Source organism: Dictyobacter alpinus (genome assembly GCF_003967575.1).
GTDB lineage: Bacteria > Chloroflexota > Ktedonobacteria > Ktedonobacterales > Ktedonobacteraceae > Dictyobacter > Dictyobacter alpinus.
This window is the reverse complement of sequence record NZ_BIFT01000001.1, coordinates 4,716,121-4,729,592: the sequence shown is the minus strand read 5'-3', so window position 1 is coordinate 4,729,592 and position 13,472 is coordinate 4,716,121. Positions and strand designations below refer to the sequence as shown.

Here is a 13,472-nt window from a genome sequence, read left to right as displayed (position 1 = left end):
GAGTAGCCGCATCCACACCTATCGTTTCTTATTACTTTTTTGTGGTATTTAATACAAAATATCTTGCAGATGAGTTATAATGAGGTCTACTACCTATCTATTGATAGCCAGAGAGGGCTTGATATGTGGTTTAAAAATTGGAATTATTGGTTGCTTCTGCTCATTTTGTTGTTTTGCATGATGATGATAGCTCTTTTCCTGTATTTCGGACAATATGAACTTTTAGTGAATATTGTTCTGATATATGCAAGCTTCTGGATGCTCCTGATAGGAATACCACTGACTGTTGTAGGCATCAAACAAATACATAAGATGCGAAGAAAAAATCAAAAAGTTGTCTGGTACACGAATATATTGATCGTGCGAGGAATAGCTATGATATTGCCCGTTCTATTTGGCATGGTGAGGCAATTTGCTGGCACAGAATATTTTCCAAAAACCGCTAATTTCGATATATTCGATATTCTACGGATCGTTATTTCGATAGTCTTTATGCTGCCTGCTTTGTTCTTAGAAATAGGCCTGACAATTGGCTTCATCAATGATGTGTTAAGGGGGAACAGGCCTTATATGAAGTATATTCAAAGCTTGTCTACTAATGAACAGTTGTCTAGAGAGCAGGTTTAGCTGAACGGAAAGGATTTCTTTTTGATGGATGATCTAGCAATTACGCCTGAAGAGCGGTTTGCCAGGCTGATTGAGGAGTTTGTTGGCCAGCCCGATGTCACCCTGCCATCACATGGGAAGGGATTCGGCTCAGCAGAGTTGAAGGTACGGCAGAAGATCTTTGCGATGCTTAGCAGAGATAAACTGGTTGTCAAACTTCCCAGGACGCGCGTGAATACGCTCATCGCCTCGGGAGATGGTGAGCCGTTTGATCCCAGAAAGAATGGCCAGTTCATGAAGGAATGGGTCTGCATAGAACCAACATCTCCAGCGGAGTGGCTACCCCTGGCAAGAGAAGCGATGGAGTTCGTGGCCTCGAAAGGCTAATGTATTTTTATCCGATGCACCATGGGCGCTCGACGTGCAGGCGTGAGACGCCGGCCGATCATACGCCGGGTAGGCATGAGACGCGGTCAGGTCGTACGTCGAGTGGGCGCCACACGCGAGGCCGGCATGCGGCGTGGTCAAAGGCGTTACGTGTTAAGAAAGCATCGCATGCCTGTGGCGCCTACAAGAATCGTGGTTGGGGATCTTGTTCGCAATGGGACGGGGGTGGTCGGACATTCTCTCATACACGTGCTTCGACCACCCGGCAACGCCAATTATGATTCGTGTAGGCGCCACAGCACTGCGAGTCGTTCTGACACGCCGGCCCACGAAACCCAGCAGTGCGGCCTCGCGTCTGGCGCCCACTCGACGTACGCAACGCTGGTGTCCCATGTCCACCCCGCGTATGATCGGATCCTGGCATGCGGGTTAGGTTTTTTGTGCGGCTGATTGGGGGTCCAGGGGGCGGCGTTCTTTTTGGACCTGGATGTAGATGGGGAGGCCGATGATGAGGAGGAGGAGGCCCCAGAGGGCGGGCTGGGGGCCAGCTCCGTAGATGAGCCAGAGGGCGAAGATGAAGCCGATCCAGATGGTGATGTGCTGGATGGGGGTGATGCGCTGAGGGGTTTGCTGACGGGCACGCATGATGAGTTCGACGAGCGAGCAGAAGGCGTAGGGGATGACAGCGTTGACGGTGGCGATGAGGACGAGGATGGTGAAGAGGTCGGTGAGGGCCTGGGCTCCGCTGTAGTTGAGGACGAGGATGATACTGGCCAGGAAGCAGGAGATGATGATGCTGAAGGCGGGAACGGCGTTACGGGAGAGTTGACCGAAACGCCGTGGGAACAGGTTGTCCTGGGCTGCGGCCATGGGGATGCGCGATGAGACGATGATGATGCCATTCAAGGAGCCCAGACATGAGATGCAGGCTCCCAGTCCAACGACATAGTAGGCCCAGCCTCCCCACATGCTTGCGGCCGCGTCCGCGAAAGGGGCGTGCGAACCTAGCAGGATGTTGCGCGGCAGGACGCCGAGTACAACGGTGGAGCTTAAAAGATAGAGGAGCGAGACAAAGATCACACCAAAGACGGTGGCACGGGCAATCGTCTTGCCAGGATTCTTGATGTCGCCGGCCGGTACGGTGGCGGCTTCCATGCCTTGAAAGGAGAAGGCGATGAGCGCGGCAACGGCCGAGATGGCCACAAAGGGGGGTTGACCACTGGCATTTAAAGGCAGTAGATGGGCGGGCCGAAACCAGAATAAGCCAATCGTTGCTACGGCTACCAGCGGGATCAGCTTCAGGACCATGGTGATAAATTGCACCGCGCCCGCCTGTTTGATGCCTTGCAGATTAAAGAGAGCCATCACAATAATCGCCAGCACGGCCGCCAGCGCGGATAGCCAGCTATTCTGATTGAGGAACGGCAAAAAGATCCGCAGATAGCTCACCAGCGCCACCGCAATCCCGGCCATACTGATCCAGAGTGAGTTCCAGTAGCCCCAGGCGATCCAGAAACCAGCAAAATCACCGAAGCCCTCATGGGTATAGGCATAGGGACCTCCAGTGCGTGGGATCAAACTGGAGAGGCGAGCAAAGGTCAACGCCATGCAGATAGCGCCAATGGCAACCAGCAGCCAGGAAAAGATAGTGATCCCACCATAGGGGGCCAGCGCAGCCGGCAATAAGAAAATACCCGATCCAATCATATTGCCAACCACGAGCGCCGTTGCTACCGGCAAACCAACTTTAGGACGACGCGCTTCAACTTCACCATCTTGCTCCACTTTTGCGACCACTGGTTTCATATTCCTCTCAGTATCCTCCCGCTAAATAACAATTACAGCATAGTCCTGCTATTTCAGATACGAGAAGAGGCCCGGGAACGTAACCATCGTTCAGGATTCGCTAGCGAATGGAAAAATCGTCCGCGTGTTGATCGAGGTTGCTGGCATATTTCCTCTCTGCCACCGATAGTAAAGGTTACATAAATTGTGCATATTGATGCATCTGTCTTCTTACGATCAGTATCATATATAGGTAGTAATACTACGACTGTAAATTCCATTGGCATAACGCTACAATTGATCATATACTCGTGCTTTTGCGGCAAATATTTTTTTCAGGGATGATTATTGAAGGTCAGGGAGCCAAAACATATGTTGTCAGAGGATATGCGACCAAAGCTTAAAGCGGATACTTGCTATATGCAGGTGCCGGATGGTGTTTATCTGCGCGGTAACCATGGGGGGCTCTTACTTAAAGGGCAAAGTTTGTATCGCCTGCTGGTCTATCTGGCTCCCCTGCTCAATGGCAATACGACATTACATACGCTGACCGAGGATTTGAAGCCGGACCAGAAGAGTATGGTCATAAAGATGGTAGATAAGTTGCTGGTACGCCATTTTTTGCAGGATATGAGCCAGCAACGGCCCTCTAGCCTGCGTCCAGCAGAACTGGCCACGTATGCCTCGACGGTGAATTTTATTGCGTCCTTTCAAGATAATGCGGCTTATCACTTTGAGCAGTTCCGCAATCAGCGTCTACTGATCATTGGCTCAGGAATGACCTTTGCCGCGTTGATCCAGGCCGGCCTGCAAAGCGGGATCAGACATATTGATGGCATGTCGTCCCAGCCGGGCATAGAGGCCAGCTTTTCTCCATCTGATCCAGAGCAAACGGTGCGCTTGCTGGATGGATTTCCCTGGGATGATCAGGCGGCAACCCTGGACACAATTCAGGCATACGATACAATTGTGGCCATCGCTGATCGACCCTTGCTGGCACAGAGCAGAGCATTAAACAAGCTCTGTGTAGAGCAGCGACGAACGTTCCTGCAAGCCACGATTGTGTCCGAGCACGCCTGGATCGGCCCGCTGATCCGGCCGGATACACTGGAACGGGGAGGCTGCTGGGAGTGCGCGTGGTTACGGCTGCAGGAACACCGGGGGCAGCAGAATCCACTTTATGCCTTTGATGATCAACTGGCCAGGACAGCCAGCCAGTTCCTCACGCCAGCAGTCGCGATGATGCTGGCTTATCAATTGACGGCTAGCCTGTTGACCGCCTGTACACAGGCCGGTCGGGGAGAGCATTTAGCGCAGATGACCACACTGGACCTGCCCACCTTTAACAGCGAAAGCCACACCATTCATCCACATCCATGTTGTACAGCCTGCCAGCAGCCAGACATGCGCACAGAACAACAATTTCTCGCCCAGGTTCAGCGACTACAGCAGCAAGAGCCACTACAGCCAGAGGCATTCGTGGAGCAGCTACGAAGCTGTTTTGATACAGAATTAGGATTATTCGTAGAAAACGATAATAGCGATTGTATTCAGATGCCCCTGAACCTACAATCCATAGACATAGCGGCACAAGGTGAACGGGTCAGCGTCATTGGCGCGGATCTAGAGATACGTAAAGCCTTGCTCCAGGCCGGCCTGCGGGCCTGTGCCAGCTATGCCAGCAGGATGATGGATCCACGCCGCTTGCTCACAAATCCCTTACACCAACAACCGCCTTTACCTGTCCTGATGAGCGCTACAGCAGCCAACCTGAACGCAAACGATACGACCTGGACATGGTCCCTTGATATCCAGACACGACGACCGTACCTCGTACCGGCGGCACGCGTCTTCACCAATTCCACTATACAAGCTGGACCAGGACGAGGCGTGGCCGCCGGAATGAGTTGGGATGAGGCGGTCTGCCAGGCATTACTGGACTGGTCGGAGTATCTCACACTGACACAACTGACACAGACACAGCAAGCCTATAACCAGATCGATCTTACCAGTACCCCACTGGACGCAGAGGGCAGACAACTCTACCAGTTACTCGGCGCAACTGGCCAGCAGATTAGCGCCTACGATGTCACCGGAGTCCTACAAATACCAACCTATGCGCTCTGCCTGGATAGTGAGGTGATGGCGTATGGGACCCATTGCACCCTGGTCGAGGCACTGAAGAACGGTATGCGGCGAGCATTGCTGCACTATCAGCTCACGCGCTTAGATCCATCTGCCGATGTTCCGATGGCGGTCAGCGATCTACCATTGAACCTGCGTGGAGACGAGAGCTATGCGTCCGAGGGAACGACACAGCCAGAAACATGGTCGGACCGGCTGGAATGGCTCGTGCAAAAGTTTCAAGCCCATAGATTACGGATACTGGCCATACCACTGGACCATGATCCTGTGCTGTCGAAGCTAGCACCTTTTATTGTACGCCTGCTCCTGACGCAGACAGCACAGGACAGGCAGGAAGAATGGGTGGCATATGAACAATGAACATCGCATTGGTCTACTGGGTCAGGGCATCATCTATCAACAGATGCAGCGCTCCCTGGAGAGCCTCTACCGCATCATCCCACTGTCCATGGGGAGTTCGTTGCAGGATTTCACGCCCTGCTGCCTGATCGTCTTTTGCAGCGATGAATGGTCACCACAAACACTGCTGGAGATCAATGGTCGCTGCCTGGAAGCGGGCGTAGCACTACTCCCGCTCTATACCCAGTTTGATAAAGGCATCATCGGACCCTATGTCACGCCGGACGAAAAGGGCTGCGCGCGTTGCGCCGAGTCACGCAGGTTAGGCGCAATCAGTTCACAGGTTGAGCGCGAACTATACAGGCGCTCTCTCTTCAAATACGATGAGGCATATGTCGCGGCCGAAGGGATCGCCATCACCCATATTACTAGTGAAAACGCGCAACCCTGGCTCACCCCCTTGAGTAGTGGCATGCTGGCAGTGATGGGCATCGAAGAGATCAGCGCCTCCCTGCAAAAGAGCGGAAAACAAAAGACCCAACGCGCCCTGCTCACAGTCTCCCTGGAAACCCTGGCCTGTAACCGACAGCCATTCCTCCCGCTTCCAACCTGTCCCAGTTGTGGAAAACTGGCCAACGATAGTCCAGAACTGGCCACCATCAGTCTACAACCATGTCCTAAGGCCAACGTCTCAACCTATCGTACCAACAGAGCTACGGCTAGCCCCAAAGAAATTTTGACGACATATGCCGAGCAACAAACCGGCATGATCTATTCGCTCTCTCTGGAGCAAGAGAGTGTGTTACCGATCGGTTCAGCGCATCTCCATATTGAAACCGAAGACGAAAACGAACGGGCCCAGGGCACAGGGTGTGCGCTACGCAAGCAGCAGAGCATGGTCGTCTCGCTACTAGAAGTCATGGAACGCTATGGGGGTCTGAACCCGAGAAGCAAGCGCTCCACGGTCAGAGCAAGCTATCAACAACTCATACAGGACGAACAGCTGGCACTGGATCCAACCACCCTGGGACTGCATAGTCCCGAACACTACCGGATGCACCAGCAAGAACAAACACAGCGGCCGCTGGTCCCCTATCATCCTGATCTGGTCTTCAACTGGGTCTGGGGCTACTCATTCCAGCAGCAAGCCCCCATTCTTGTCCCAGAACATAGCGCCTACTATGGCCGTCCCATCACGCCAGAGAATCCAGCCTTTGTCTATGAGGTCTCAAATGGCTGCGCGCTCGGAAACAATCTGGAAGAAGCCATCTTCCATGGCATGATGGAAGTCATCGAGCGCGACGCCTTCCTGCTCACCTGGTACGCGCAACTCAGCCTGCCACGGCTAGATCTCCAGTCGATCCAGGATCCAACGACCCCCATGCTAATCAAACGGTTGGAGCAACAATATGGCTATACCATCCAGGTCTTCAACGCCAGCCTGGACCACGCGCTCCCCTGCCTCTGCCTGCTCGCCATCGATGAACAGCAGCGCGAAGGCATGCCGAGGGCACACGTCATGGCAGGCTCCCATCCACAACCAGAGCAGGCCCTGCTCCGTACACTGCGCGAACTAACCACAGCCCTGGCCATGCCAACACATTTCTATCAACAACATCGAGAGTGGGGCCTCAAAATGCTCGCAGACCCCATGCTGGTCCGCAGTATGCCAGACCATCCCCTCATCTATCATCTCCCAGAAGCCTTTGAGCGGCTACACTTCCTCTACGATAGCCCACAACGCGCAACCTTCCAGGACAATCTGGCGCCCGGACAAAAACTCTATGAACACCTGGACCTGCGCGACGACCTGGTAGACCTGATCGACACCTATCTCAAGCGCGACATAGACACCATCGTCGTCGACCAGACCGCCCCCGAACACATCCCCTGCCGACTACGCTGCGTCAAAGTCCTGATGCCCGGCATGCTCCCCATGTCCTTTGGCCAGTGCAACCGACGCACCGATCTCCCCCGCCTCAAGCAGGTACCTGTCAGCATGGGATATCGCGGCCAGCCACTTAGCGCGTCAGAGATCAATCCACATCCACATCCATTCTTCTAAAGCAGGGATAGGAGGAGAGTCTAGACAATACACAAAAAGACGATAATGAAGGACACAAATAGTAGCAAGAGCAGATCATAAGCCAAAAAGCACCAGCGAAAAAGGGGGCCGCTCTAATCACGTCTCCGCAAGTACATCAGAAAGGAAAACAGTGAGCGAGCGGCTTACTTATATTATATGACGAATCTCGATCAAAAATAATTCCCTGCTGAGGTTTTTTTCGCCTGCTACAGAATATTCATTAGCGATCTTTTCCAGACTCTGCTTATACATATCCAACAGGATGAGAGCGGTGAGCATACAGGCAATAAAAGATCCGGTTGGGTTTCCTATCAATTATAACAGGAAACCTAACCGGATATGAAAGGTGGATCAGCAGGTACTAAGGGTGATAGACGAAGCTAACACCAGGACCAGCATAATAAGTGTTATAGGATAAGATACCAGGACCTACCACGTTCCAGCTAGAGACATTAAGCGATCCGTCAGGATTGATGCTTTCAACGATACCTACGTGGCCAGTGGATGCACCAGCATGTTGTACACCAGGCTGTAAGACGATAATGGAGTGCACCACCGGAACGGTTGTATTGATCCAGCCGTATGCGGGAGCCTGATAGGCGTATGTAGCCGCATTACCAGCCCAGGGTACTTCATAGCCAGTGAGCTGCCAGTAGCGATATTGCGCCCACCAGGTACATTGACCAGGCGTGGCGCGAATAACCAGATTGGCGGCCGATACCTGGCCGCCCGCAGAGGCCGTCGCCGGACTTTGAGCACCACCAGAGGCGATATCCAGCGTACTCTGGCCATTGTTCAGCGTATAATCTCGATTCACACCATCATACACAACATTACCGCCAGCGTCATAGCCATCTTGCATGACCGCCGTAGCGGTGGCCGCTTGCGCCGCAATCAGAGCGCTTTGATTATTATGCATCGAAACCGAATTCGATTTCGGTTGAAAGAAGCCCAAAAATACATTTGCTTGCCCATTTTGTGTCGGCAAGACGGCAGCCAATACGCCAATAATTACCACCAGGAGCATAAAGGCCGCACCGATATTGATAACCAGACGGCGACCCTTCGGTGCGCGCATGGTCCCCGTACTCTTTTTGCCAGTGGAAGGAATCAGGATAGGCGCCTGTTGAGCCGATAATTTAGTTGCCGGAACAGATCCTTGCTGATCCGCATGTGTAGTCGTGGCAACCGCCATCGACGCTGGCTCAACATGTTCTGGCGATTGTGCCGATAGGTTATCTTGATGATCTGTTTCAGGAGCTGAAGAGGTATGTGTATCTGAATCTATCGAAGATATTGGATGGACTCTTTCCTTCGACAACATTTATGCAACCTTCCCTAAGAAATATTGATATACGTGAATACATCGTATTGTTTTCGTGTAATAATAATACAAGTGTATATAAATATACTCGTATTAAGCAATAACATAGTTAGATAACAGGACTATGTGTCTATCAAATGAGCACCGAGCTCCCACAACCTTAACCACTTTCGGCCCGCCAGCAGCAATCACAGGCATCATGCATTTTATGGCAACGCAAGCATAAGCAAAAGACCCATTTCTCCACGATCCCTCCCCTTACCACGAGCACGTCCCTGTAGTTACGACCATCAGCGGTCGTTTGCCACCCGCCGCAGCGCAGTGGCCCAGTATCCCAGCGATCCGGTCTCTTCTAATCCAACGGGTTCCCTCACGCGGTGCCCAAACGAGACCTTCGCCTGAACGTATCGCAGGGGTCCCCTCTCTGGGCGAGGTGACAACAATAGAGGAGCCGAACAGGCTAGATACCAGGCCACCACGCTGCGGCGGGTGGCAAGCGACCGCTGATGGTCGCAGCTACGTGATCTTTTCTATGGGACGCATACCTGGGCAAAAAATGAATGACATCTGAACTGTATCAAGGACTTGACACAGATAGCTTTAAACTGTATCATATAGTTAATACAGAAACACGATTGTAGGAAACAATGTAATTGCTGTGGGGGCATACACAGATTGGAAGGATCCTTTGATGAGTATATTAGAAATATGCGTCATTTTGTGCTTAAGTCTGGCATTCTTGTATATGGGATCGCGTGGGCTTAAACGTGACTTCTCTACGGTTGCTTCGAGCGATCAGTTGTGGAAGAGTATGTTACGATGGCATGTTTTAAGTGATGTCACCTCGCCATCACCACAAATGCTAGAGGAGATTAAGCAGAGTTGGTGCTATCTGCGTGCGATGACGGTTATTGGCGGAGGCATAAGCCTATTGCTGTTGTTGATCGTTATGGTAGCGTTTTCGCTGCTCACTACTGGTACCATAATTGGCGATTATGTTAACGATGGCATGTTTTTTACAGCCATCACTTACAGCAACGTTGTAGTGGGATTCGGCCTGGGAGGGGCGTTCGCGGTATGGCATTTGCGCAGGGTAGCCAGACGTAAGGTCACGTATGCGGAACTACGTCAGCGACAGTTGTCTGATTATCAGGGGACATTGTTACCCTGGATTCCACTGGCGGCTGTCGTCGAAACGTTACTACTCAACTGGTTGTTCGCACCACATATAGGAAAAGCAGTGCAGGTCCAGTGGAATGACTCGATAGTAACCTTACCGAATAATCTATGGGTAATTAATATCGTGCCGGCCGCCATGATACTGGTAGCAATAGTCGCGCAATGCTTGATGCTGATTGTTACCAGGATGTCACGCCTGCTGATCACTGCTGATCCTAAAGTATCGCAGCATGCAGATGATATGCTACGAGCAAATGTGATAAGTATGGTACAAATATATGCACTGGCAACTGTATTTTCCCTTGGCATGATACAAATTAACGTGATCATGCGTAATCTGTGGGCCTCCCACTATTGGACGGATGGGAACATGCCTTTCAAGACGATGCCTGAGATTTTCATGTTTGTGCTTGTACTTACCCTGGTGGGTGGCGGTGGACTGGCAGCGCTTTATAGTCCGCTTGGAGGAAACCATACTGGCTGGCCCTGGCAACCAAAACGTATTGAGCAAACAAGGCTTGAACAATGAGCGGACTACTCTTGCTTCTCAATCAGGATAGTCCTGTCCCTCCGTATGAACAGATTAACTTGCAGCTCCAGACATTGATTACATCATCACAGCTACTCCCGGGAACGCGGCTACCCTCGGTGCGCCAGCTGGCACGTGACCTGGGGGTGGCCCCAAATACGGTTGTGCGCGCTTATGGGGAGCTTGAGCGTAATGGCTGGGTCGTAACCTCAATGCGTAAAGGCATCATGGTCGCAGCGCATCCACCATTGATAAGTAGAGAGGAACGCCAGCAGCGCCTGCAACAGATGGTGGCAGAACTACTGGTGACCGCACGGCAATTGGATCTCAGTGTGGAAGATCTCCATGACGAGCTTGAACGGCAATGGAACGAGGGAGATGCAGGACGCGAATAACACTGGTCACATGTGTCTTTGTCAGGATTTTGGGCGACCAATAGCGAACCCCGGCCAGGGATACAAAATTCGCTCTTACCCATACATGGATAATCCGACACACCATCCTGAAAGCTAATGAGTGCTATGCAGGACGCTGTCAATGGCTGCTACCAGTTCCTGGTAAGTGAACGGTTTCTCGATAAAACGGCCCTGGGGCGCAATAGTGAGTGCACTGGCCACTTCAGTCGGCGTGGCGGCAGTACAGAAGATCAGCGGTAAGGATCGGGTGCGCGGATCGGCGCGCAAGGAGTGCAACACGTCGATGCCCGTGATGTCGGGTAGATGCAAATCTAGAATCAGCACATCAATGGGCAGGGTCGCAGACTGCCTGGTCATAACTGAACGAGATGACACTACGTGACGGCCTACCACTTCTGTTAAAAGCGCATCCAGGCACTCACGCGGGTGTTCATACACAGTAACATGATGACCTGCATATTGTAGCATCGTAGCGCATAGTTTTGCGATACGTGCATTATCTTCAAGTAAACCTACCTGAACCATAAAATCTTAGTATTCCTTGTCTGGATCACATTTGGTCCAAATTCTAATGCTTCTATACAAGCCTGTCAAGGATATCTATGGCCTCCCCCCCATCTCGGCTAGCCACATTCGCTACTTTTCTTTATTTATGCCACGCGCAGCACGCTCACTATCTGTTTTACTCGACGGGCAATTGAAGTTAGTGTACAATCTATCTGAATACTTTTAATTAAAGAAAAAACGGAACAACATATGAGTGAAAACGAGAACAAGCGCAAACTTCCAATCAGCGTCGTGCGCTTCGGCATGGGTAAAGAAATACAGCTATACTACGACGAACTGGTCGTGACCGGCATAGAAGAGGACCAGGAACTGCGGGTGCAATTAGAGGCCCTACGCCGTCTGACACTGATGCCGGGTGAGCCAACGCCCTCCAAATTAGTCTTGATGGCTGATATGGATGATGACTCAACCGTTATACTTGCTGAAGGTATGACGAATGCCAGAGATTTTCGTGAAATGTTGCCCAAATTGACGGAGCTCTGTCCTGATCTGGAACTTGATCCTCCGGATATGGCGGAGCAGTTGCGTCAGGCCCTGAATAATAAACGAGCCTGGAATATTACGTGCTATGTAGCCTGCATCATGGTCTGCGTACTCGTCTATCTTCTCTATCTCGCCGTGACATTTATTGGTTCGCTGCATCACTAAGATGTAGCCTGAGAGAGGCGGTCTGTCTGGATGCACAAAGACACCATTTTTCAAGTACCGGATCTGGGACTGGATGAGCGAATACATGTCTTCAGGCGCCTCTTCTCCGCGCCCGACGAGTTTGGGCAGTTGCAGGTCGATGCCTATGTGATTGTCACAGACATTTTTCTGATCGTCTGCGACACCCTGCTCTGTCCAGAGGATGCACAATGGATGCTGAATCAGGTCCAGGACCGTCTGGCTGGCCGTGAACTGGTGGTGATCAATAGCCATGCAGACTGGGACCATGTGTGGGGTAATAGCTATTTCGCGGATAGCCCGCATAAGTTACTGCTAATTGGACAGGCCCTGTGCGCTGCACGGATGCAGGCTACAGAGAACCAGACGCTGCTGAAGAACTATCAAGCACACTTTCCTTTATTCAAACAGGTGCGCATCGTCCCTCCCTTGCTGACATTTGAGCAGTCGCTCCCCATCGATGGCGGCAACCTGAAACTGGAACTGCTGGCCACACCGGGACATAGTGCCGACCACTGCTCGCTCTGGCTACCCGAGCTCAAACTCCTGCTAGCCTTTGATGCCGCCGAATGGCCACTACCCACTATCGAGGGCCAGCACAGCGTAGACGCCATGCGGAACTCACTGGAGCAGTTACGCGCGCTTCAACCACTCCAGGTCCTCTGTTCACACGGCCAGACCAGCCACCCTGACATCCTGGACGAGAATCTTGCTTACCTGCACACCATCGAAGAGCGCTGTCGCAACCTACTAGCAACCCGACAGCCAGAGGAAAGCGAGCTGGCCCATCCCTCTCAGCTGATTGCGTACCCCTATGAAGAAATCATCGGCCAGACAAAACAAGAGATCGACCACGAATTTTACCGCCAGACCCATGAGCAGAATATCCTGCGTATCCTTGAAAAGCTCGCTTCAGAAAAACCAGCGTGATCGATTACATAAACTAGATGGGATGACGTGAAGAGTGGGCCAATCATACGTCGCGTGGGCGCCACGACGTGTGGGGCCAGCCGAGCGGACGTCGAATAGGTCATGAACCGGCATTTCGTACGTCGAGTGGGCGCCACACGCGAGGCCGGCATGCGGCATGATCAAGGGCGATACATGTTAAGAGAGCATCGCATGCCTGTGGCGCCTACACCAATCTTGGTTCTTCAGGCATGGTCGCTCCGGAACGTTTTGGTGGGCGATCATGATTATGATGGGTGATCTTGCTCGTCAAGGGACGGCAATAATGGGATATTGCCTCACACACGTTCCAATATGATCAGGCAACATCCACCATGATTCGTGTAGGCGCCACAGCACTGCGAGTCGTTCTAACACGTTCGCCCACGTAAACTCAGCAGTGCGGCCTTGCGTGTGGCGCCCACTCCACGTACGAAATGCCGGCTTATGACCCCACTCCACGTACGAAATGCCGGCTCATGAACTCACTCGACG

Annotated in this window: 11 protein-coding genes; 8 read left to right on the top strand and 3 right to left on the bottom strand. The window is 52.1% G+C overall.

The annotated features are described in order from the left end of the window. Positions 1–69: 69 nt before the first annotated feature. Entirely contained in the window at positions 70–627 is a 558-nt protein-coding gene (locus EL633_RS18715) for a hypothetical protein (RefSeq protein WP_126628643.1), read from the top strand. A 24-nt stretch (positions 628–651) separates the two neighbouring features. Next, positions 652–993: a hypothetical protein gene (locus tag EL633_RS18710; RefSeq protein WP_126628642.1), complete on the top strand. Its 342-nt coding sequence runs from the start codon at positions 652–654 to the stop codon at positions 991–993. Positions 994–1,422: 429 nt separating this feature from the next. Here the strand turns inward: EL633_RS18710 and EL633_RS18705 are convergent, their stop codons facing one another. Beyond that, complete coding sequence (locus EL633_RS18705; protein WP_126628641.1) at positions 1,423–2,799, bottom strand: amino acid permease; 1,377 nt, start codon at positions 2,797–2,799, stop codon at positions 1,423–1,425. 351 nt (positions 2,800–3,150) lie between these two features. Here EL633_RS18705 and EL633_RS18700 point away from each other — a divergent pair, with 351 nt between their 5' ends. Both EL633_RS18700 and EL633_RS18695 read left to right on the top strand, forming a co-directional pair. Then, complete coding sequence (locus EL633_RS18700; RefSeq protein WP_126628640.1) at positions 3,151–5,283, top strand: TOMM precursor leader peptide-binding protein; 2,133 nt, start codon at positions 3,151–3,153, stop codon at positions 5,281–5,283. Beyond that, on the top strand, positions 5,273–7,327 hold the full coding sequence (locus EL633_RS18695) for a TOMM precursor leader peptide-binding protein (protein WP_126628639.1): 2,055 nt from the start codon (positions 5,273–5,275) through the stop codon (positions 7,325–7,327). The genes EL633_RS18700 and EL633_RS18695 overlap by 11 nt, the downstream gene beginning before the upstream one ends. Positions 7,328–7,709: 382 nt before the next feature. Here the strand turns inward: EL633_RS18695 and EL633_RS18690 are convergent, their stop codons facing one another. Next, positions 7,710–8,672 carry a CHAP domain-containing protein gene (locus EL633_RS18690; protein ID WP_126628638.1) on the bottom strand — a complete coding sequence of 321 codons (963 nt, stop codon included), beginning with the start codon at positions 8,670–8,672 and terminating at the stop codon, positions 7,710–7,712. Between the two features lie 691 nt (positions 8,673–9,363). On the opposite strand from EL633_RS18690, the gene EL633_RS18685 reads away from it, so the two are divergent. Then, on the top strand, positions 9,364–10,380 hold the full coding sequence (locus EL633_RS18685) for a hypothetical protein (protein WP_126628637.1): 1,017 nt from the start codon (positions 9,364–9,366) through the stop codon (positions 10,378–10,380). Next, positions 10,377–10,775 carry a GntR family transcriptional regulator gene (locus tag EL633_RS37850; RefSeq protein ID WP_126628636.1) on the top strand — a complete coding sequence of 133 codons (399 nt, stop codon included), beginning with the start codon at positions 10,377–10,379 and terminating at the stop codon, positions 10,773–10,775. Before EL633_RS18685 ends, EL633_RS37850 begins: the two co-directional genes overlap by 4 nt. A 114-nt stretch (positions 10,776–10,889) precedes the next feature. Here the strand turns inward: EL633_RS37850 and EL633_RS18675 are convergent, their stop codons facing one another. Then, complete coding sequence (locus EL633_RS18675; protein ID WP_126628635.1) at positions 10,890–11,321, bottom strand: response regulator; 432 nt, start codon at positions 11,319–11,321, stop codon at positions 10,890–10,892. A 231-nt stretch (positions 11,322–11,552) separates the two neighbouring features. Here EL633_RS18675 and EL633_RS18670 point away from each other — a divergent pair, with 231 nt between their 5' ends. Continuing rightward, on the top strand, positions 11,553–12,011 hold the full coding sequence (locus tag EL633_RS18670; protein ID WP_126628634.1) for a hypothetical protein: 459 nt from the start codon (positions 11,553–11,555) through the stop codon (positions 12,009–12,011). A gap of 30 nt (positions 12,012–12,041) precedes the next feature. After that, positions 12,042–12,959, top strand: coding sequence for an MBL fold metallo-hydrolase (locus EL633_RS18665; RefSeq protein ID WP_126628633.1), 918 nt, complete (start codon positions 12,042–12,044; stop codon positions 12,957–12,959). Positions 12,960–13,472 lie beyond the last annotated feature (513 nt).